Origin of the sequence: Tenacibaculum sp. 47A_GOM-205m, from assembly GCF_000518405.1 — a bacterium.
Classification (GTDB): domain Bacteria; phylum Bacteroidota; class Bacteroidia; order Flavobacteriales; family Flavobacteriaceae; genus Polaribacter; species Polaribacter lutimaris.
In genome coordinates, this window is record NZ_KI912431.1 from 19,667 (window position 1) to 41,131 (window position 21,465).

A 21,465-nucleotide genomic window follows, 5' to 3' on the forward strand; every position below is an offset into this window, starting at 1 on the left:
TAATAATTTATTAGTTTTCTAAATGACTTATCAAGAAGTATTAGACTGGATGTTTGCTCAGTTGCCAATGTATCAACGTCAAGGGAAAGCAGCATTTAAAAAAGACTTAACCAATATTATTGCCTTGAGTGAAGAGTTGGGAAATCCACATAAAAAGTTTAAAACAATTCATGTAGGAGGAACGAATGGAAAAGGATCTACCAGTCATATGGTTGCTTCTATATTACAAGAAGCAGGTTATAAGGTTGGATTATATACTTCCCCACATTTAAAAAACTTTACAGAACGTATTCGGGTTAACGGAGAAGAAATTTCGAGAGAAGCGGTAATTGACTTTATAGAAAGCAATAAATTTTTTTTAGAAAATCAAGGCTTGTCATTTTTTGAAATGACGGTAGGAATGGCTTTTGAAGAATTTGCAAATCAAAAAGTAGATATTGCAGTTATTGAAGTAGGCTTAGGGGGAAGATTAGATTCAACTAATATAATTACACCCGAAGTTTCTGTAATTACGAATATCGGATTAGATCATACGCAGTTTTTAGGGGAAACCTTACCAGAAATAGCATTTGAAAAAGCGGGAATCATTAAATATGGAGTTCCAGTGGTTATTGGTGAGCACCAAAAAGAAACGGAAAGTGTTTTTACCGCTAAAGCGGAAGAGTGTAAAGCGCCTATAGTTTTTGCTTCAGATAATCCTAAAAACTATACGACAGATTTATTAGGAGACTACCAGAAGAATAATGTAACGACAGCTGTAACTGCCATTCAGCAATTAAAAGGATTTTCAATATCAGAAGAAAATATAAAAAACGGATTGTTGAAGGTTGTAAAAAACACTAATTTAAAAGGTCGTTGGCAGGTGTTACAGAACAATCCGAAGGTTATTTGTGATACAGCACATAATAAAGAAGGGTTATTTTATACATTGAAACAACTAAAAAAGGAAAATTATAAGCAATTGCATATGGTGTTAGGAGTTGTTTCAGATAAGAATTTGAGTGAAATTTTACCCATGTTTCCAAAAAATGCGATGTATTATTTCTGTAAACCAAATATTCCTCGTGGCTTGTCAGCAGACGAATTAAATGAACAAGCGAAGGAATTCGGATTGGTAGGAGAGGTGTTTGATTCTGTAAGTCAAGCACTTGAAAAGTCAAAAGAAAATGCAGTTAAAGAAGATGTAATTTACATTGGTGGTAGCACATTTGTGGTGGCAGAAATTTTATAGAAAAAAAATGAAAAAAGTTATTGTCAATCTCTAAAACTGTTATATATTTGCATCCGCAATTAACAAGTAAGGGCGCGTAGCTCAGTTGGTTCAGAGCACTTGGTTTACACCCAAGGGGTCAGGGGTTCGAATCCCTTCGCGCCCACAACTCTTACAAAGATTTAATTGCAAACGGGCGCGTAGCTCAGTTGGTTCAGAGCACTTGGTTTACACCCAAGGGGTCAGGGGTTCGAATCCCTTCGCGCCCACCAAAAGTCTCATCATTGATTTGATGAGACTTTTTTGTTATATAACCTTTTGTTAATGATGTTTTTTGTAGTTTTGTGAGCTAATAAAAAGAGAAAAAGATATAAAATTCTTCAAAAAATGAATATAGATCTTTCCGGAAAAAAAATAGTAGTCACAGGAGGTGCTGGTTTTATTGGTTCCAATCTTTGTGAAGTGTTATTAGAAAAGAGCAACGAAGTTGTATGTTTAGATAACTTTGCTACTGGAAAAAAAGAAAACATAGTACATCTTCATGGAAATGTTAATTTCAGTTTAATAGAAGGAGATATTAGAAACATGGAAGATTGTAGGAAAGCTGTTGAAGGAGCAGATTTTGTACTGCACCAAGCAGCTTTAGGTTCAGTTCCTAGGTCAATAAACGATCCTGTTACTTCGAATGATGTAAATGTGGGAGGTTTTTTAAATATGTTAGTAGCTGCTAGAGATGCTGGAGTAAAAAGATTTGTATACGCTGCAAGCTCTTCAACTTATGGAGATTCAAAAGGATTGCCAAAAGTAGAAGATGTTATAGGAAAGCCATTGTCTCCGTACGCAATAACGAAATATGTAAACGAATTGTATGCTGATGTTTTTGCGAAAACCTACGGTTTAGAAACTATCGGATTGCGTTACTTTAATGTATTTGGAAGAAAGCAAGATCCCAACGGAGCGTATGCAGCGGTGATTCCGAAGTTTGTAGGACAGTTTATGAAAGGAGAGTCTCCTACAATTAACGGAGATGGAAATTATTCAAGAGATTTTACTTACATAGACAATGTGATTCAAGCGAATTTATTGTCTTTAGTGGCTGATAAGCCTGAAGCGATAAATACGGTGTATAATGTAGCTTCTGGAGATAGAAATACACTAAACGATTTGGTAGGGTATTTAAAAGAATATCTGTCTGAATTTGATGCTTCAATAAAAAATATAGAAGTACAACACGGGCCTAATAGAGTAGGGGATATCCCTCATTCTTTAGCAAGTGTAGAAAAAGCAACAAAATTATTAAACTATAATCCACAATATTCACTTCAGCAAGGATTAAAAGAGGCAATAAAGTGGTATTGGGAAAATTTATAAAAGAATGAGTCAACCAAAAATAGCTGTTATAGGATTAGGATATGTAGGTTTACCGTTAGCAAGATTATTTGCAACAAAATATCCAACAGTAGGTTTTGATATCAATATAGAGCGTGTAGCAGAATTGATGTCGGGAACCGATAGTACGTTAGAAGTAGAAGATGAGGTGCTTCAATCTGTACTGGTAGAGCAACCTTCAAACATGAATGGTTTGTTTTGTTCTACCTCTTTGGATGATATTAAAGATTGTAATTATTACATAGTTACTGTACCAACGCCAGTAGACAAAAACAATCGTCCTGTATTAACTCCTCTAGTAAAAGCGAGTGAAACGGTAGGAGCAGTATTGAAGCAAGGAGATATTGTAGTGTATGAGTCAACAGTGTATCCTGGTGCAACAGAAGAAGAATGTATCCCAGTATTGGAAAGAGTGTCAGGTTTGAAATTTAACGAGGATTTTTATGCAGGCTATTCTCCAGAGCGTATCAATCCAGGAGATAAGGAACATACGGTTGAAAAGATTTTGAAAGTGACTTCAGGTTCCACACCTGAAGTAGGAAATAAAGTAGACGATTTGTACAAATCGGTGATTACTGCAGGGACGCATTTAGCACCAACAATTAAAGTGGCGGAAGCAGCTAAAGTAATAGAAAATTCTCAAAGAGATATTAATATTGCTTTTGTAAATGAGTTAGCGAAGATTTTTGGTCTGATGGATATTAATACACATGATGTATTAGTGGCAGCAGGAACCAAATGGAATTTTTTACCATTTAAACCAGGATTAGTAGGAGGTCATTGTATAGGAGTAGATCCTTATTATTTAGCACAAAAAGCTCAAGAATACGGGTATCATCCAGAAATTATTTTGGCAGGACGTAGGCTAAATGATAGTATGGGAGACTATGTAGCTTCAGAGGTGGTAAAATTGATGATAAAAAAAGATATTCGTGTTAAAGATGCGAAAGTGTTAGTATTAGGAGTAACGTTTAAAGAAAACTGTCCAGATGTACGAAACACTAAGGTAGTAGATGTGGTAGCCGCATTAAAAGAATATGGTACGGATGTTACAATTTATGACCCTTGGGCAAACGAAGAAGAAGTGAAGCATGAGTATGGGTTAACGTCAACTAGTAAGTTGCCAAATGAAACCTTTGATGCAATTGTATTAACAGTAGCTCATAAAGAGTTTAGTACACTAGATTTTTCTTCATTACGAAATGAAAAATCAGTAGTATACGATGTTAAAAATGTATTAGCTACCTCAATAAAAGATAAAAGTTTATAGTGAAAAATTTTGCACTCATAGGAGCAGCAGGCTATATAGCTCCACGTCATTTAAAAGCAATTAAGGATACTAATAATATCTTGGTGGCAGCTTTGGATAAAAATGACAGCGTAGGGATACTAGATAGCTATTTTCCAAAGGCTGATTTTTTTGTAGAGTTTGAGCGTTTCGACCGTCATATTGAAAAGTTAAAACGTCAACAAAATATTCAGTTAGATTATGTAAGTATTTGTACACCTAATTATTTACATGATTCTCATATACGTATGGCGCTACGTAGGGGCGCAGATGCAATCTGTGAAAAACCATTGGTATTAAATCCATGGAATGTAGATGCCTTAGAAGCGATTGAAAAAGAAACAGGAAATAGAATTAATACCATATTGCAATTACGATTGCATCCAAGCATTATTGCTTTAAAAAATAAAATTGAACAAGAAAATAAGAAAGAAAAATACGAAGTAGATTTAACCTATATCACTTCTAGAGGCAGTTGGTACGACATTTCTTGGAAAGGAGATGAAAGTAAATCGGGTGGAATAGCCACCAATATAGGGGTGCACTTTTTCGATATGTTGTCTTGGATTTTTGGTAATGTACAAGAAAATAAAGTACACCTTAGAGAAAAACACAAAGCTTCTGGTTATTTAGAGTTTGAAAAAGCACGTGTCCGTTGGTTTTTGTCAATTGATGAAACTACATTGCCAAAAGAAATCAAAGAAAAAGGACAACGTACCTACCGTTCAATTACGGTAAATGGAGAAGAAATTGAATTTAGTGGAGGTTTTACGGATTTACATACTACAAGCTACCAAGAAATTTTACAAGGAAATGGCTTTGGTTTACAAGAAGCAAGACAGTCCATTGAAATTGTGCATGATATTAGAAATAAAGATGTGTTTATATCAGATAATCACCATGCTTTTTTAAAGCTTTAATACTAGTTTTTAAAATAGTTAGAAATGAGTCAGTTAAAAAAAGGAGCTATTTTATCTTATGTTACAATTGTATTAACAAACATTGTAGGTTTAGTTTTAACCCCATTTATAATTGAAAAGTTAGGAGATGCTGAATATGGATTATACACATTAATAGGTGCTTTTGTAGGTTATATTAGCGTTTTAGATTTCGGGCTAAACAATACTATTGTAAGATTTGTTGCTAAATATAGAGCAGAAAAAGATAAACGAGCAGAGGAAAACTTTTTGGGAACTACAATGCTTATTTATGGAATAATATCTTTAGTTGTTCTTTTTTTTGGTGTACTACTATATTTTAATTTAGACAGTATTTTTTCATCTTCATTAACCAATACCGAATTAGAAAAAGCTAAGGTAATGTTTGTTATTTTGATTTTTAATTTAGCAATAACATTACCTGGAGGAGCTTTTGCGGCTATATGCTCTGGTTATGAGCATTTTGTTTTTCCAAGAGCTGTTAATATAGGAAGGTATATCTTTAGATCATTAATGGTTGTAGGGCTATTAATGTATGGAGGGGATGCAGTAGGCTTGGTGATTTTAGATACTATTATGAATATTTTAGTCATTAGCCTAAATAGTTTTTACGTATTTAAAAAATTAAAAGTAAAGTTTAAATTTTTTCAAACAGAACTAGTTCTTGTAAAAGAAATATTTTCTTACTCTATCTGGATTTTTGTTTTTGCAGTAGTACAAATGTTTCAATGGAGGTCAGGTCAAGTGATACTAGGAGTAGTTACAGATACAACTACAGTAGCAATTTATGCAATAGGTATTATGTTAGGGACTTATTATGGTGCATTTGCTTCGGCTATAAATAGTGTAGTACTGCCAAAAGCAACAAAAATGGTTGTGAATTCGGAAACTGGTGAGTCTATAACAAACATGATGGTGAAAATAGGAAAGCCAATATTATTGGTTTTAGGATTAGTTTTAATTAATTTTTCTTTGTTTGGGAAAAAATTTATTTACTTATGGGTTGGAGATACATATAAAGAAGCATGGTTTATTGCTGTAATGATAATGTTACTGATGACAGTACCCTTAACCCAAGGTTTTGGAAATTCAATTTTAGAAGCTGATAATAAAATAAGAGGCAAAGCACTATTAAATTTAATAACAATGGCGCTAGGTGTTTTAGTTGGGTATTTTTTAGCAAAAGATATTGGTATGAATGGTATGCTGTATGGTATTTTATTAGGGTTATTTGTTAATATGATTATAACAAATATATATTATGTTCATTTTTTTAACTTTAAAGTAATATACTTTTTTAAAAAGCTATATGCTAAGTTTGTTTTTATTCTATTAATCTCACTAATACTGGGTTTAATGTTGAATTATGTATTTAAAGACATTACATGGATGTACTTTTTTGTTAAAGTTACATTATTATCTATAACATATGTATATATAGTTTATTTAGTTTTTCTAAATGTAGAAGAAAGAAAAAATGTTAAAAAAAGATTATTTAAGTGAATGGAATAAGAAATTTTGAGAGTTTTGAGTATACTATTATTCTAGTAAAGCAAGAATTTACTTTACTAAAAATAAATAAACTAATCTAGCCAAAAGAAGAGTATTAATAAAGTGGAATGGTGGCGAAGGGTAGAGAGAATATAAAAAGAGAGGATTAAGGGGGTTAGTCTAGCTATAGAAACGTTTATTCAAAAATATGAATAAAATGAGAATAAAAATAAAAACGATAACATGTCATGAAGTTTATAACCATGGGGCGTCTTTGCAAGAATATGCATTATTACAGTTTTTAAACACTAAAGGACATCAATCAGAAGCGTTACATTATAAGCCAGAATATTTATCAGGCCATTTTAAATTATGGACTGTGAGTAATCCTAAGTTTAATTTGCCTATTTTAAAACAAGCTTATTTGCTAGCAAAATTACCTCAGAGATTAAAGAATTTAGCTCGAAAAAAAAAATTTGATGAATTTGCTAAAAGATATATTCCTACTGATAGTGTTTTATATAAAACCAACCATGACTTAAAACAGAATTTACCTGATGCAGATGTGTTTATTTGTGGTAGTGATCAAATATGGAACTCTTTTTTTCAGAATGGTAAGGACCCTGCATTTTATTTAAATTTCGTACCTAATACAAAATTGAAAATAGCTTATGCAGCTTCGTTTGCTATAGATGAATTAGAAGAAGACATAAAACCACTAGTAAAAGAGAATGTGTCAAGATTAGATGCGGTTGGAGTAAGAGAAATTTCTGGTGTTAGGATTTTAAAAGATTTAGGCTTAACCAATGCAGTGCAAGTTTTAGATCCCGTTTTTTTATTAGATAGAGCGCATTGGAATAAGTTTATGTCACCAATAAAAGAAGATTATATTTTTGTGTATGATTTTGATTCTAACCCAACAATCAAAGAAGTTGCTTTGTGTTTAAAAAAGTTAAATGGCTGGAAAATTTATTCGGTGAATCAAAACATAGATTATGCCGATAAAGTGTATTGGTATGATGGACCAGAGAAGTTTTTGAGTCTAGTATCTCAATCACAAATGAATATTACTAATTCTTTCCATTCAACTGCATTTTCCATAATTTTTGAAAAACAATTGGTAGTTGTGAACCGTGAAGAAAAAATTAATACAAGAATGAGAGATTTACTTTCACTTTTTAATTTAAACGAGCGGTTAATTACGACTATAAATGAATTTAATAGTCTTAAAAAGATTGACTATAAACAGATTAAAACGCAAAAAGAATCTTGTGTTAAAAAATCACAAGAATTTTTATGTAATGTATTAAATAAATGAAAAAGATAGTTTTTGTAATAGAATCCTTGCATTTAGGAGGAGCTGAGAAGAGCTTAGTTACTTTACTTAATAATATAGATTATAGAAAATATAAAGTAGACTTAATCCTGTTTAAACAAGGAGGAGTCTTTTTTAAAGAGGTTCCCAATGAGGTAAACTTAATACAAAAAAGTTTTCCTGTTTTATCTTTTTTTGATAGATTTTTATTTAAAGTTAAAAAGTTAACAAATAGGGAAAAGTACCATAATGCTCAATTGTTATGGGATTTAATCAGAGATAAATTTGATTTTTATGAAAAAGAATATGATATAGCAGTGGCTTATAATCAAGGCTTTTCAACATATTATGTCAATAAATTTATTAAAGCTAAAATAAAGTATGCTTGGTTAAATACAGATTATAAAAAAGCAGGTTACAATATTGAATTTGATTTACCAATATATAATGAATATGAAGCAATAGTAGCTGTTTCTCCTGAAGCAAAAAAAGGTATAGAAGAAGCTCTTCTAGGTATGAATTCTACTTTAAATATCAAAGTTATTAAAGATATATCAGATCAAGAAATAATACTAAAGAAGAGTAAAGAAGAGTTAGATTTCAAGTTTGATAAGAAGAGGATAAACATCGTAACTGTAGCTAGACTAGCTAAACAAAAGGGATTGCACCTTGCGGTTGAAAGTTGTAAAAGATTAATAGATCAGGGATACAAAGTACACTGGTACATAGTTGGAGAAGGTTCCGAAAGAAAAAAAATAGAAGCTTTAATAAAAAAACATCAGTTAAAAGATACCTTTTTTCTTGTGGGAGAGACTCATAATCCATATCCTTATATTGAAAAATGTGATATTTATGTGCAAACTTCCTTATTTGAAGGTCTAGGGTTAACTGTAATAGAAGCAACAATTCTTAAAAAGCCTATAATTTGTACAAATTTTCCTACTGCAGCCTCTATTATTGAAAACGAAGAAACTGGGTTAATTTGTGACATGAATACTGAATCTATAGTGTCATCGATAAAGAATCTAATAAATAGGAAAGATTTGCAAGACAAATTGGTTTATAATCTTAGTATAAAAATGAATCAAGAAAAAGAAAAAACCCTAAAAAAAATAGAAGAAATTTTTAGTTAAGTATGTCAATTACATTACGAGAGTCTAATCATCTTAAGTCAATAGCAATTTTGATGATGTTGTGCCTTCATTTATTTAATAGAGATTATCAAGGTATATTTAATCCTTTAATATTTATAGGTAAACAACCATTATCGTATTATATTTCTTTGTTTAGCGATGCATGTGTGCCAATTTTTGCTTTTGTGAGTGGATACGGATTATTTTATAAGTATCAGCAAAATAAAAATGATTATTTGAAGGGTAATTACATAAGATTGAAAAAACTATATATTAATTATTGGGTAGTTTTAGTGTTATTTGCTGTTTTTTTAGGCTTTCTTTTAAATAAAGATGGCTATCCAGGTGATTTTTATAAAGTTATATTGAATGTAACAGGTTTAGAAACAAGTTATAATGGTGCATGGTGGTTTTTTACTATTTATGTTTTTTTTGCACTTACAAGTAAATTTTGGTTTAGTTTATTAAATAAATTAAATGCTTATTGGTATTTCTTTTTTTTAGCAGCTATTTATGTTTTGGCTTTTTATTTTAGGATTTACAAAACAGATATCTTTGATAATCCTTATTTAAAATGGATGCATGTAAAAGCTGCATTGTATTTTTGCACATTACTTCAATTTATGCTGGGTGCTTATGCGTTTAAATTTAATTGGGACAGTAAAGTGGATAAACTTTTTAATAAATTAAATTATAAAGAAATAGTAGCATGTTTAGTTATTCTGTTAATTTTTATCTTACATGCATTAATACCTAACCTAATAATTGCTCCTTTTACAGCTTTGGTATTTATATTTATGTTTTTACAAATAAAACAACCCAGATTTAACTATAAAATCTTAGATTTTTTTACTCCTCATGCTACTAATTTTTGGTTGATTCATATGTTTTTCTACTCAATTTTTTTTTCTAATTTAATATATAGTTTTAAGTATCCGATAATAATTTTTTTTACATTATTAATAGTCTGTTTATTGGGTTCTTTTATCATCAATTTTGTCATTTCTAAAATAAATAGAATAATATGAAACTTCTCTATATAACAAACGGTATTAATGGTGCTGGAGGCTTAGAACGGGTGCTTTCTGTTAAAGCTTCTTATCTTGCAGATCATTATGGTTATGAAGTAAGCATACTGTCTTTAAATAATAATCATTTAAATCCGTTTTATACATTTTCAGATAAGATTACTATGTTAAGCATTCCGGTGGCTGGAAATCCGCTCCAATATATTAGGGCGTATAAAAGGGGTATAATTCAAATTATGGATCAAATAAAACCAGATGTGATTTCGGTTTGTGATGATGGATTAAAGGCATATTTTATTCCTAAAATAGTTTCTAAAAAGACTTCTTTAATCTATGAGCGACATGTTTCCAAAGAAATAGAAATGCGTGATGATTATAGTTTTTTTAAGAAAGTAATGATAAGGCTAAAATGGAAGTTAATGGAGTGTTTAGCAAAATCTTATCACAAATATATAGTGCTAACTTCTGGAAATGTACACGAATGGAAAAATTTGAAAAATATAGAGGTAATAGCTAATCCATTATCCTTTTATCCTAAGGAGAAATCTAGTTTATTAAAGAAACAAGTAATATGTGTGGGTAAACAGAGCTATCAAAAAGGACAAGACTTATTACTGGATGCTTGGAAGAAAGTGAATCATAAGTATCCGGATTGGAACTTAGCTATGTATGGAAAAATTGAACCTTCATTAAGTCTTGAGAAAAAAGCGAAAGAATTAAATATTATAAACTCAGTATCTTTTTATAAACCAGAGAGAGATATCCAAGATAAATATCTGGAATCGTCTATATATGTTATGTCTTCAAGGTTCGAGGGGTTTGGGATGGTATTAATTGAGGCCATGGCTTGCGGGGTTCCTGTTGTTAGTTTTGACTGTCCTCACGGTCCAGCCGACATTATTACTGATGGAGAAGATGGATATTTAATTGAAAATGGGAATACCGATGTGCTTGCTTTAAAACTGATTAAACTAATAGAAAACAAAGAGCTTAGAATACAAATGGGGGTAAAAGCTAAGCAAAACGTTAAAAGGTATTTGGTTGAAGAAATTACAAAGCAATGGGATTTGTTGTTTAAAGAGTTAACCAAATGAAAATAGTTTATAATACAGATCAGATATACTCACATGGTGGTATTGAGAAGGTAATGGCAACCAAGGTGAATTATTTGGCGAAAACAGAAGATATTGATGTTTATATTCTAACGACTGAACAAAAGCAAAAGCCGCCATGCTATCTATTAAACCCTGCTGTAAAATTAGAAGATTTAGGTGTTAACTATCAAAGAGATTTGTCCTATTTTAGTTGGAGAAACCTCAAAAAGGCAGTCAAACATTTGATAAAGCAGCGAAGAAAATTCAAAGAATTGCAGCCTGATGTAGTCATATCTCCCAATTATAATTTTGACCATTATTGGCTACCTTTTATTATACCCAATAAAACAAAATTAATTAAAGAATTGCATAGCTCCAGATTTTATGAGGTAGAAAAACGAAAACAAAAAAGTTTTAAAAACAAGTTGTCATGGAAGTTACAAGACTGGATCGAAGCTAAATACGATAACGTAGTGGTACTTAATGACGATGAAGCGAAATATAGACCAGGAAACAACACTGTTGTAATTTCTAATCCTACGATAGTGCCTGTGTATCAAGCAGATGTTAAGCAAAAAAAAGTCATGGCTGCGGGCCGTATTTCGCCTGTTAAAGGATTTGATAAATTAATTAAAGCTTGGCAATTAGTAAATAAAGATTTTCCAGATTGGCAATTACACATTTATGGGGATAATTATGGGAATACTAAGAGTGATTTACAAAAATTAATAAAAACTTTAGCGTTAGAGCAAAGTGTTACTTTTAAAGAAAGCGTTACTAACTTGCCCAAAGCAATGCTTAACTATGGAATTTACGTCATGAGTTCAGAGACAGAGTGTTTTCCAATGGTTCTCCTAGAAGCCTTGTCTGTTGGTTTACCAGTTGTGTCGTTTGATTGCCCTAATGGACCAAGACATATAATTACTCATCAAAAAGACGGTTTATTGGTTGAAAATCAAAATATTGAAGCATTAGCAGAAGAGGTGAGAATGTTAATGAACAATGATACTTTAAGAAATGAATTTAGTAGTTTTGCCAAAACCAGTGTGCAAAGATTTGAAGTAAACCAGATTATGAAAGAATGGTTATCACTGTTTAAGAACGTCAGCTAGACTTATGAGTATTGATTTTATACCATTAGAGTATTATACGCCAATTTTTTATTATATACTTATGTTGGTGGTGCTATTTACTTTTTTAGAGTTATTAACTAAAGGCTTTCTAAATACAAAATATGGTTTGTTGTTCGTTTTTGCTATAGTGCTGTATATGGGACTAAGACCTATAAGTGGTTTTTATTTTGGCGATACGTTAAATTATGCGCAAATTTTTGAAAGGTATCAAAACAGTGTTACTATAACTACTTCAAAAGATGTGTCTTTTCATTATTTTATCATGTTTTGTTCAACGATAATGGGAGTACATACATTCTTTCTTATTTGTGCTTTTTTATATGTATACCCATTATACTTGGTAAGTAAAAAGTGGTTTAAGCAATATTGGTTTTATGCTTTTTTATTGTTAGTTGCATCATTTTCATTCTGGGCCGGAGGAGTTAATGGTATAAGAAATTCAATGGCAGGATCTCTCTTTTTATTTGGGGTGTCTAGAGATAAACGTTTGTTTCAAATGTTTTGGATTTTTATAGCAATTAATTTTCATAAGTCAATGTTATTACCTACAATGGGTTTTATATTAGCTCAGTTTTACAATAAACCCAAGTACATAATAGTTTTTTGGTTATTATGTATTCCATTATCATTAATAGGGGGAGGTTTTTGGGAAGTTTTTTTTGCCAATTTAGGTTTTCAAGATGATAGATTATCCTATTTAACACAAGGTAATATAAATAATGATAACTTTGCCTATACAGGCTTTAGGTGGGATTTTCTATTATATAGCTCTTTTGCAGTATATGCTGGCTGGTATTTCATAGTTAAAAGAGGTTTTAATGATAAAGTTTACAATTGGCTTTTTATTACTTATTTAGTTGCAAATGCATTTTGGATTCTAGTTATTCGAGCTAATTTTTCAAATAGGTTTGCTTATCTTAGTTGGTTTATGATGGCATTGGTGATAGTCTATCCACTTTTAAAAGAACGTATAATTAAACAACAATCGATAAAACTCGGATGGATTATATTGATTTATTTTGCGTTTACATTTTTTATGAACGTCATATTAAAATAATAGTTTTATGAAAACAATTACAGTATTTACCCCCACTTATAATCGCGCTTATTGTTTGAGTCAGTTATATGAAAGTCTTTGTAGGCAAACAAGTGATGATTTTAAATGGTTAATAGTTGATGACGGATCAACTGATAGCACAGCAGAATTAATCGAGAAATGGATAAAAGAGGAGAAAATATGTATAAATTACCATTATAAAGAAAATGGAGGGATGCATACAGGGCATAATATGGCATTAAAATTAATAACAACAGAACTTAATATGTGTATTGACTCAGATGATTATGTTCCAAATGACTCTATTGAAAAAATTATAAACTTTTGGAAAAGTAATAAGCGTGGTAATTACGCGGGTATTTTAGGGTTAAATAGGTATAAAAATGGTAATTTAGTTAGTACAAAAAAATTTCCTGATAACATTAAATCAGGAAAATATTCTTTGTTAAAAAGAAAGTTTGATTTGGTTGGAGATGTTAAGTTTGTTTATGTTACTGATGTTATAAAAAAACAGGATGATTATCCAGTTTTTACAAATGAAAAGTTTGTGCCATTAGGGTATAAATATAGTAAGATTGATATGGAATATGATATGCTTTTTTTTAATGAAACATTATGTATAGTGGATTACTTGCCCGATGGATCAACTAGAAATATGTTTAAACAATACTACAAGAACCCAAAAGGTTTTGCGTTTAGTAGAATAGAATCTTTAAAAGGGCTTTACTCATTAAATGAAAAATATATTATTTGTATTCATTTGGTAGCAGAGTCTTTACTTTCAGGCCAATCCCCCTTTTATAATAATTCAAATAAGTTGTTAACATTACTCTCCTTTCCGTTTGGAGTGCTATTGTACTTTTTAATTTTATTAAGAAATATAAAATAATAATAATAATAATAATAATAATGGCAGTAGGTTCGCGTTTTCAAAAATATCAAATAATTATAAATTTCCTTGTTTTAATAAATAAAGCCATACCCAAAAAAATAAACAAATTGTTTCTAGTTTTGTTTAGAAACATGCCAACACCTTTAGGGGTTTTAATTAGATATGTCTTGTTAAAGAATATTTGCTTATGTGTGGGAAAAAACTTAGTAGTGTATGAGGGGGTAGTTTTTGATTCTCCAGAAACTATGAGTTTTGGAGATAATGTTTCAATAAATCCATATTGTTATTTAGCTGGTGAAATAATTATAGGAGATAATGTATCTATAGCGCATACAACGGCTTTTCATAGCTATAATCATACATGGGATAATCCTGATTTAACTATTAATAGAAATCCTTTGTACTCAAAGAGAATAATCGTTAATAATGATGTTTGGCTTGGTTGTAATTGTATAATATTATCAGGTGTTAAAATAGATAGCCGTACTGTAGTAGCTGCAGGTAGTGTTGTGAATAAATCGTTGCTACCCAATGCTTTATTTGCGGGAAATCCTGCTCGTTTTATAAAGAATATTTAAAAACTAAATTTAGCTTTTTTGTAGGCTTGAAATTCTATTAGAAAAAATAAAATATGAAAGATTATAAGATTGTAAATATATCTTCTAAAACACTGTCACTATTTAAAAGGTGTTTTGATAAAAATGGGTCACCTAAGGAAGAAGAAAAAGTAAAGTGGCAATTTTTAGAGTCGCCAATAAACGAAAGATATGTAGATATAGCGTTAGATAAGAAAAATAATCAAGTAGCTGCTATTTATGCGATTTTTCCTATTGCTTTTATTTTGGATTCAAAAATTGTTACTGCTTCTCAATCTTTAGATACAATGACTGATAAAGATTATAGAGGTAAGGGGCTATTTGTGAATTTAGCAAAAGATGTTTATGACAAAGCTAGTCAAAATAATATTCAATTTGTTTATGGCTTCCCTAATGGTAACTCTATACATGGTTTTATTAGAAAATTAAATTGGATAAACTTAGACCCAGTACCCTTTTTAATTAAACCGCTTAAAACAAAATATTTTACAAAAAGAATATCTTTTTTGTCTTGGTTGCCAAACATTAATTTAAGTAAGGTAAAAAATAAGTTAGTAATCAAAGATATATCTATAATTGAGAATAATTTATTTCCAAATGAAGTAAATAAAATATGGTATGAATTTTCGAAATCATTTAAAGTAGCACTGAATAGAGATAAAGAATATTTAGATTGGAGATATTTAAAAAAACCTTTAGAGAACTATAGAATTATACATGCTTATACTAAAGAAAATGAGTATTTGGGTTTTGTAGTGTTTGCTATAAAAGAAAAACATGGTGGTAAAATCGGCTATGTTATGGAGTTGATATACAATCCATCAAGTAAAAAGGTTGGTGAGGTACTTCTTAGTTATGCAGTAAATGAAATGAAGAAGTCGCAATGTGATTGTGTTTTAAGTTGGTGTTTTGATCATTCTCCAAATTATAATGCTTTTAAAAAGTCTAAATTTTATAAAATACCTGAAAAATTAAAACCAATTGAATTACATTTTGGTGTAAGGTTTTTTAATTCTGAGACCTCTGAAATAATCAATAACAGAGAAAATTGGTATTTAAGTTACTCAGATTCTGATACTGTTTAATATTATGAACAAAGGGAAATTTATCATATCATTAGATTTTGAGTTGCGTTGGGGAGGAGTTGAGAAATGGTCAATTGAACAAAAAACTTCTTATTTTTTAAAAACTAGAAAGTCTATTCCAGAAGTTCTTCTACTTTTTAAACAAAATAGCATTAAAGCAACTTGGGCTACTGTAGGTTTTTTGTTTGCTAAGGATAAAAAACAGCTATTAGATTATTCACCAAGTATTCAGCCATCATATTCAAACCAAAAAATTTCTTCGTATAATTATTTCAACGAAATAGGGAATAATGAAAAAAATGATCCTTATCACTTCGCTAATAGTCTGATAACAAAAATACTAGAAACATCAGGACAAGAGTTAGGTACGCATACTTTTTCTCACTATTACTGTAATGAACCCGGACAAAATTTAAATCAATTTAAAGCAGATTTAAAATCAGTTCAGAATTTAGCAAAAGAAAATTTTGGAATATCATTGAAGTCTTTGGTTTTTCCACGTAATCAATATAATCCACAATACTTAAACGTAGCTCAGAAAGAAGGTGTTAAGGTTATTAGATCTAATCCCGATGTCTGGTTTTGGAAAAATACTCAAGGTAAAATGATGCCTGTTTTTAGAGCTATGGACACATTATTCTCGATAGGAGGTTCATTATCATATGATAGTAATAATCTAAAAATAAATGATAAAATTGTAGAATTACCAGCAAGTCGTTTTTTTAGACCTTACAAAGACAAAGAAAAGTTCATTCAACAACTAAAAATGAATCGAATAAAAGGAGAGATGACTTATGCAGCTAAGAATAATCTAGATTATCATCTTTGGTGGCACCCACATAACTTTGCTGAAAATATTAATAAAAATCATAATCAATTAATAGAAATTATCAATCATTTTAAACAATTAAATGATAAATATGGTTTTGAGTCTGCAACAATGGGTGATTATGCTATGGTTTAATGGTTCTACTCTTAATTTAATAAATAATTGATAGCATTAAATATATTATTAACGAATGAAATCACACAAACTCCTTCGTATCACAACAGTTCCTCTTTCTTTAAAAGTTTTATTAAAAGGACAACACCGTTTTATGTCGTCAAAAGGTTTTGAGGTGGTTGGTGTTTCTAGCCAAGAGAAAGACTTAGAAGAAGTTCAGAGTGACGAGGGTATCCGTGTAGTCAGTATAGAAATGACACGAACGATAGCTCCTTTAAAAGACTTAAAGTCATTATGGGACTTTTACAAATTGTGCAAAAAAGAAAAACCTATAATGGTACATTCTCATACACCAAAAGCTGGGATAGTAGGAATGTTAGGGGCAAAATTAGCAGATGTACCTATTCGTTTACATACAGTAGCGGGTTTACCACTAATGGAAGCAAAAGGAACAAAGAGAAAGATATTAGATTTTGTAGAGAAGGTAACCTATGCTTCAGCAACGAAAGTGTACCCTAATTCAAAAGGCTTATACGATTTTATTTTACAAAATAAGTTTACAACTAAAGAAAAATTAAAAGTAATAGGAAATGGTTCTTCTAACGGCATCGATACTAGTTTTTTTTCTACTCAACAAGTTTCCAAAGAAACACAAAATCAATTAAAAGAAGAATTGAATATAACCAATGATGATTTTGTATTTGTTTTTGTAGGTCGTTTGGTGACAGATAAAGGAATAAATGAATTAGTAACTGCTTTTTCTAAACTTTCTAAAGAAAAGAAAAATATAAAATTACTGTTAGTAGGTCCATTTGAAAGTGATTTAGACCCTCTTGAAAACGAAACCTTAAATGAAATTGATAATAATAGAAGTATTATTAGTGCTGGGTATCAGAAAGATGTTCGTCCGTATTTTGCGATTGCAAATGTATTAACTTTCCCTAGTTATCGGGAAGGGTTTCCAAATGTGGTAATGCAAGCAGGAGCAATGGGGGTACCAAGTATTGTTTCCGATATAAATGGCTGTAATGAAATTATAAAAGAAGGGAAAAATGGGACAATTATTCCTGTTAAAGATAGCGATGCTATATATAATGCTATGCAGAGAATGATTGAAGATGAATATTTTTATAAACAAGTAAATTCCACTGCTAGAGAGATGATAACTTCTCGTTATGAGCAAAATCTTGTGTGGCAAGCTTTATTGGAAGAATATAACACATTACTTAAAGAAAAAGGGTATGCTGTATAAAAAAATAATAAAACGTTTTTTAGATTTTATTATAGCTTTAATAGGTTTTATGATTTTATCACCAGTTTTTCTAATAGTTACAATTGGATTATTTTTTGCAAACCAAGGCAAACCATTTTTCTTTCAAAAGCGTCCAGGTAAAGATGAACGAATTTTTAAGGTCATAAAGTTTAAAACTATGAACGATAAAAAAGATGTTCAAGGAAATTTATTGTCGGATGCTGATCGATTAACACCTATAGGCACCTTTGTAAGAAAAACTTCTTTAGATGAGATTCCTCAGTTACTAAATGTGCTAAAAGGAGATATGAGTTTAATAGGTCCACGACCTTTATTACCTGAATACTTACCATTGTATAATGAAGAACAAAAAAAGCGTCATCATGTAAAACCTGGAATTACTGGATGGGCACAAGTGAATGGACGAAATGCAATTAGTTGGTAGCAAAAATTTGAATACGATGTTTGGTATGTAGAGAACCTAACTTTTTTATTAGATGTAAAAATTTTTTTCTTAACATTTCTAAAAGTGTTTAAATCGGAAGGAATCTCAAAAGAAGGGCAAGTAACTACAACTAAATTTTTAGGAAATGAAAAATAAGGTTTGTTTATATGGAGCTAGTGGACATGGTAAGGTTATTAAAGATATTGCTATAAATAATAGTATAGAAGTAATCGCATTTGTAGATGATACACCAAAATTTGAAACTCTCCATGGTATTCAAATTATAAAATCTTCGAAGATAGAATCACTACTGAAAGAAAACTTTATAATTTCAATAGGAAATAATGAAGTCAGAAAGAAGATTAGTGAGTTTATTAAAGTTAGTTTTACTTCATTGGTAGACAAAACGGCAATAATTTCTAAGTTTAGTTCAATAAATGAAGGAACAGTTGTAATGCCTTCAGCAGTAGTTAATTCAGATACAAATATTGGAAAACATTGTATTATAAATACAGGAGCTGTTATAGAGCATGATTGTATTATTGGAGATTATGTACATATCTCACCTAATGCGACAATAACTGGAGGTGTTAATATAGGAGAAGGTACACATATAGGAGCAGGGGCAATAGTGATACCAGGAATAAATATTGGAAAATGGGTTATTGTAGGGGCTGGTTCAGTAATTATAAAAGATATACCTGATAATGCTGTAGTTGTAGGCAACCCAGGAAAAGTGATAAAATACAATAAATAAGTTATGCTAGAAAAAATATGGTTATCCTCACCACACATGGGAGGTAGCGAGCAAAAATACGTACAAGAAGCGTTTGATACCAATTGGGTAGCGCCTTTAGGACCTAATGTAAACGGTTTTGAAAAAGATTTAGAGGAGTATGTAGGAGAAAACTCAAAAGTAGCTTGTTTAGCTTCTGGTACTTCTGCCTTACATTTAGCTCTAATATTAGCTGGAGTAAGGAATGGAGATGAGGTGTTGTGTCAAAGTATGACCTTTTCCGCTTCTGCAAATCCAATTATTTATCAAGGAGCTATGCCTGTTTTTGTTGATAGTGAAGAAGATACATGGAATATGTGTCCAAAAGCCTTAGAGGAAGCTATCAAAGAGGGTGCTACTAAGGGTAAAAAACCAAAAGCAATCATAGTGGTACATTTATATGGGATGCCTGCTAAAATGGATGAAATCGTAGCGCTTTCTAAAAAATACGAAGTAGTATTAATTGAAGACGCAGCAGAAGCACTAGGGTCAACCTATAAAGGACAAAAATGTGGTACGTTTGGCGATTTCGGAATTTTATCATTCAACGGAAATAAAATAATCACAACTTCTGGTGGTGGTGCTTTGGTATGTAAGAATGAAGAAGATAAACAAAAAGCCATTTTTTTAGCAACCCAAGCACGTGATAATGCCCCTCATTACCAACACTCACACATAGGATATAACTATCGTATGAGTAATATTGTGGCTGGTATAGGTCGTGGTCAAATGGAAGTGCTAGATAAACATGTAAATCTAAGAAGAGCTAACAACCAATTCTATCAAAAGGTATTCAAAGACATAGATGGAATAAGAGTTTTAACAGAACCAACATCAGAATATTTCTCTAATCACTGGTTGAGTGCTGTAGTTATAGAGGAAAGCATAACGGGTTTTTCAAGAGAAGAGCTACGTTTAGTTTTAGAAAAAGAAAATATTGAATCTCGTCCCTTATGGAAACCAATGCATTTACAACCCATTTTTAAAGACTGTAAGTATTACGGAACGAATGTCTCAGAAAAACTATTTGAAGACGGATTATGTTTACCTTCAGGTTCTAATTTAAGTGACGAAGACAGAGTACGAATTAAAGAGGTAATTTTGAAAAAGATTGGGTAATGAAAAAAATACTAGTAACAGGAGGTTTAGGTTTTATAGGATCACATGTGGTGGTTGAGTTACAGAATTCAGGTTTTGAGGTAGTGATTATTGATGATTTATCAAACTCTAAAATAGAAGTATTAGAGCAAATTACCGAGATTACTGAAATTAAACCTGAATTCCATCAAATAGATTTAAGAGATAAAAAAGCGGTATATAATTTTTTGAACGAAAATGTAATTGATGGAGTAATACATTTTGCGGCTTTCAAGGCAGTAGGAGAAAGTGTCCAAAAACCGCTGGATTATTACGAGAATAATATCAATGCCTTAGTATACCTGTTACAGGAAATGAAAGATAGAAATATAGATCATTTTATTTTCAGTTCATCGTGTACAGTGTATGGACAAGCAGATGAACTGCCTATTACAGAGGAAGCACCAATAAAACCAGCAGAGTCTCCTTATGGTAATACCAAACAAATAGGAGAAGAAATTATAAAAGATAGTTGTAAGGCCTATAATATGAATGCCATAGCTTTACGCTACTTTAACCCGATAGGAGCACATGAGTCAATTAAAATTGGTGAGTTACCATTAGGAGTACCACAAAATTTGATTCCATTTATCACACAAACAGCGGAAGGTATCAGAGAAGAATTAGCAGTTTTCGGAGATGATTACCCAACTCCAGATGGTACTGCAATTCGTGATTATATTCATGTAGTTGACCTAGCAAAAGCGCATGTGAAAGCCTTACAACGTTTGCTAGACAAAAAAAATAAAGAGAATTTTGAATTTTTCAATGTGGGAACAGGTAAAGGAAGTTCTGTGCTGGAGATTATAAAAACTTTTGAAGAAGTAACGCAACAATTATTAAATTATAAAATAACGAATAGAAGAGAAGGAGACATAACAGCTGCGTATGCAGATACTACAAAAGCGAATGTAGTATTAGGCTGGAAACCTCAAAAGACACTAGAAGAAGCGTTGCTTTCAGCTTGGAAATGGCAACAGAAACAATCATAATTTAAACGTCATTGTAACTGTAGGGAGAAACCTTTAGGTTCAACGGAGTTAAACCTCAAACCCGACCTATTTTCGTTTTAGTAGAATTCAAGGTTATGAAGTATAAGAGAATCCAAAGAGTTTACGGTCTGGATTCGTATACGGAGTACAACGTAGAATTCAAAAAAAGGAAAATACGTCTAGATTTTTTTGGTTCGTTTTTTCATCAATGGAAAAAATGAACAACATAAAAGAAAATCACGTCATTGCGATCCCGACACTTCGGGAGAAGC

19 protein-coding genes, 2 tRNA genes and 1 pseudogene are annotated in these 21,465 nt (G+C 31.0%); all 22 read left to right on the top strand.

Features of this window, described 5'->3' with window-relative positions; all coding sequences use genetic code 11:
- Nucleotides 1-22: 22 nt before the first annotated feature.
- The 22 genes and pseudogenes from N534_RS0112155 to galE all read left to right on the top strand — a co-directional run bounded on the left by N534_RS0112155 (nt 23) and on the right by galE (nt 21,193).
- A complete protein-coding gene (locus N534_RS0112155) occupies nt 23-1,231 on the top strand; it encodes a folylpolyglutamate synthase/dihydrofolate synthase family protein (protein WP_028892751.1) in 1,209 nt (402 codons plus the stop codon).
- 70 nt (nt 1,232-1,301) lie between these two features.
- Nucleotides 1,302-1,376, top strand: a tRNA-Val gene (locus tag N534_RS0112160).
- Between the two features lie 28 nt (nt 1,377-1,404).
- Nucleotides 1,405-1,482, top strand: a tRNA-Val gene (locus tag N534_RS0112165).
- Nucleotides 1,483-1,597: 115 nt separating this feature from the next.
- Entirely contained in the window at nt 1,598-2,581 is a 984-nt protein-coding gene (locus tag N534_RS0112170) for an SDR family oxidoreductase (RefSeq protein ID WP_028892752.1), read from the top strand.
- 4 nt (nt 2,582-2,585) lie between these two features.
- Complete coding sequence (locus tag N534_RS0112175; protein ID WP_028892753.1) at nt 2,586-3,869, top strand: nucleotide sugar dehydrogenase; 1,284 nt, start codon at nt 2,586-2,588, stop codon at nt 3,867-3,869.
- Nucleotides 3,869-4,807: a Gfo/Idh/MocA family protein gene (locus N534_RS0112180; protein ID WP_028892754.1), complete on the top strand. Its 939-nt coding sequence runs from the start codon at nt 3,869-3,871 to the stop codon at nt 4,805-4,807. Before N534_RS0112175 ends, N534_RS0112180 begins: the two co-directional genes overlap by 1 nt.
- Nucleotides 4,808-4,831: 24 nt before the next feature.
- Nucleotides 4,832-6,328 (top strand): oligosaccharide flippase family protein, encoded by a 1,497-nt coding sequence (locus tag N534_RS0112185; RefSeq protein ID WP_028892755.1) that lies wholly within the window; start codon nt 4,832-4,834, stop codon nt 6,326-6,328.
- Nucleotides 6,329-6,533: 205 nt separating this feature from the next.
- A complete protein-coding gene (locus N534_RS0112190) occupies nt 6,534-7,634 on the top strand; it encodes a polysaccharide pyruvyl transferase family protein (RefSeq protein WP_197017721.1) in 1,101 nt (366 codons plus the stop codon).
- A complete protein-coding gene (locus tag N534_RS14800) occupies nt 7,631-8,764 on the top strand; it encodes a glycosyltransferase (RefSeq protein WP_051435921.1) in 1,134 nt (377 codons plus the stop codon). The genes N534_RS0112190 and N534_RS14800 overlap by 4 nt, the downstream gene beginning before the upstream one ends.
- 2 nt (nt 8,765-8,766) lie before the next feature.
- Nucleotides 8,767-9,792, top strand: coding sequence for an acyltransferase (locus tag N534_RS14805; protein ID WP_051435922.1), 1,026 nt, complete (start codon nt 8,767-8,769; stop codon nt 9,790-9,792).
- Nucleotides 9,789-10,886 (top strand): glycosyltransferase family 4 protein, encoded by a 1,098-nt coding sequence (locus N534_RS0112205; RefSeq protein WP_028892757.1) that lies wholly within the window; start codon nt 9,789-9,791, stop codon nt 10,884-10,886. Before N534_RS14805 ends, N534_RS0112205 begins: the two co-directional genes overlap by 4 nt.
- A complete protein-coding gene (locus N534_RS0112210; protein WP_028892758.1) occupies nt 10,883-11,998 on the top strand; it encodes a glycosyltransferase family 4 protein in 1,116 nt (371 codons plus the stop codon). Before N534_RS0112205 ends, N534_RS0112210 begins: the two co-directional genes overlap by 4 nt.
- A gap of 4 nt (nt 11,999-12,002) precedes the next feature.
- Nucleotides 12,003-13,076 (top strand): EpsG family protein, encoded by a 1,074-nt coding sequence (locus N534_RS0112215; RefSeq protein WP_028892759.1) that lies wholly within the window; start codon nt 12,003-12,005, stop codon nt 13,074-13,076.
- Nucleotides 13,077-13,083: 7 nt separating this feature from the next.
- Entirely contained in the window at nt 13,084-13,965 is an 882-nt protein-coding gene (locus N534_RS0112220) for a glycosyltransferase family A protein (RefSeq protein WP_028892760.1), read from the top strand.
- A gap of 134 nt (nt 13,966-14,099) precedes the next feature.
- Entirely contained in the window at nt 14,100-14,546 is a 447-nt protein-coding gene (locus N534_RS0112225; protein ID WP_051435923.1) for an acyltransferase, read from the top strand.
- Nucleotides 14,547-14,599: 53 nt separating this feature from the next.
- Complete coding sequence (locus N534_RS0112230; RefSeq protein WP_028892762.1) at nt 14,600-15,649, top strand: GNAT family N-acetyltransferase; 1,050 nt, start codon at nt 14,600-14,602, stop codon at nt 15,647-15,649.
- 4 nt (nt 15,650-15,653) lie between these two features.
- The gene (locus tag N534_RS0112235; protein WP_028892763.1) at nt 15,654-16,613 is read left to right on the top strand and encodes a polysaccharide deacetylase family protein; all 960 of its coding nucleotides are present in this window, start codon (nt 15,654-15,656) and stop codon (nt 16,611-16,613) included.
- 55 nt (nt 16,614-16,668) lie between these two features.
- Nucleotides 16,669-17,844 carry a glycosyltransferase family 4 protein gene (locus N534_RS0112240; protein WP_028892764.1) on the top strand — a complete coding sequence of 392 codons (1,176 nt, stop codon included), beginning with the start codon at nt 16,669-16,671 and terminating at the stop codon, nt 17,842-17,844.
- Nucleotides 17,837-18,445, top strand: a pseudogene (locus N534_RS14810) (sugar transferase). The gene N534_RS0112240 and the pseudogene N534_RS14810 overlap by 8 nt, the downstream one beginning before the upstream one ends.
- Nucleotides 18,435-19,046: an acetyltransferase gene (locus tag N534_RS0112250; RefSeq protein ID WP_028892765.1), complete on the top strand. Its 612-nt coding sequence runs from the start codon at nt 18,435-18,437 to the stop codon at nt 19,044-19,046. The pseudogene N534_RS14810 and the gene N534_RS0112250 overlap by 11 nt, the downstream one beginning before the upstream one ends.
- A gap of 3 nt (nt 19,047-19,049) precedes the next feature.
- Nucleotides 19,050-20,183: a DegT/DnrJ/EryC1/StrS aminotransferase family protein gene (locus N534_RS0112255; RefSeq protein WP_028892766.1), complete on the top strand. Its 1,134-nt coding sequence runs from the start codon at nt 19,050-19,052 to the stop codon at nt 20,181-20,183.
- The gene (gene galE / locus N534_RS0112260; RefSeq protein ID WP_028892767.1) at nt 20,183-21,193 is read left to right on the top strand and encodes a UDP-glucose 4-epimerase GalE; all 1,011 of its coding nucleotides are present in this window, start codon (nt 20,183-20,185) and stop codon (nt 21,191-21,193) included. The genes N534_RS0112255 and galE overlap by 1 nt, the downstream gene beginning before the upstream one ends.
- Nucleotides 21,194-21,465 lie beyond the last annotated feature (272 nt).

Coding starts and splice junctions, on each gene's coding strand:
- N534_RS0112155 (WP_028892751.1), top strand. CDS start 23: ATGACTTATCAAGAAGTATTAGACTGGATGTTTGCTCAGTTGCCAATG.
- N534_RS0112170 (WP_028892752.1), top strand. CDS start 1,598: ATGAATATAGATCTTTCCGGAAAAAAAATAGTAGTCACAGGAGGTGCT.
- N534_RS0112175 (WP_028892753.1), top strand. CDS start 2,586: ATGAGTCAACCAAAAATAGCTGTTATAGGATTAGGATATGTAGGTTTA.
- N534_RS0112185 (WP_028892755.1), top strand. CDS start 4,832: ATGAGTCAGTTAAAAAAAGGAGCTATTTTATCTTATGTTACAATTGTA.
- N534_RS0112190 (WP_197017721.1), top strand. CDS start 6,534: ATGAGAATAAAAATAAAAACGATAACATGTCATGAAGTTTATAACCAT.
- N534_RS14800 (WP_051435921.1), top strand. CDS start 7,631: ATGAAAAAGATAGTTTTTGTAATAGAATCCTTGCATTTAGGAGGAGCT.
- N534_RS14805 (WP_051435922.1), top strand. CDS start 8,767: ATGTCAATTACATTACGAGAGTCTAATCATCTTAAGTCAATAGCAATT.
- N534_RS0112205 (WP_028892757.1), top strand. CDS start 9,789: ATGAAACTTCTCTATATAACAAACGGTATTAATGGTGCTGGAGGCTTA.
- N534_RS0112210 (WP_028892758.1), top strand. CDS start 10,883: ATGAAAATAGTTTATAATACAGATCAGATATACTCACATGGTGGTATT.
- N534_RS0112215 (WP_028892759.1), top strand. CDS start 12,003: ATGAGTATTGATTTTATACCATTAGAGTATTATACGCCAATTTTTTAT.
- N534_RS0112220 (WP_028892760.1), top strand. CDS start 13,084: ATGAAAACAATTACAGTATTTACCCCCACTTATAATCGCGCTTATTGT.
- N534_RS0112225 (WP_051435923.1), top strand. CDS start 14,100: ATGCCAACACCTTTAGGGGTTTTAATTAGATATGTCTTGTTAAAGAAT.
- N534_RS0112230 (WP_028892762.1), top strand. CDS start 14,600: ATGAAAGATTATAAGATTGTAAATATATCTTCTAAAACACTGTCACTA.
- N534_RS0112235 (WP_028892763.1), top strand. CDS start 15,654: ATGAACAAAGGGAAATTTATCATATCATTAGATTTTGAGTTGCGTTGG.
- N534_RS0112240 (WP_028892764.1), top strand. CDS start 16,669: ATGAAATCACACAAACTCCTTCGTATCACAACAGTTCCTCTTTCTTTA.
- N534_RS0112250 (WP_028892765.1), top strand. CDS start 18,435: ATGAAAAATAAGGTTTGTTTATATGGAGCTAGTGGACATGGTAAGGTT.
- N534_RS0112255 (WP_028892766.1), top strand. CDS start 19,050: ATGCTAGAAAAAATATGGTTATCCTCACCACACATGGGAGGTAGCGAG.
- galE (WP_028892767.1), top strand. CDS start 20,183: ATGAAAAAAATACTAGTAACAGGAGGTTTAGGTTTTATAGGATCACAT.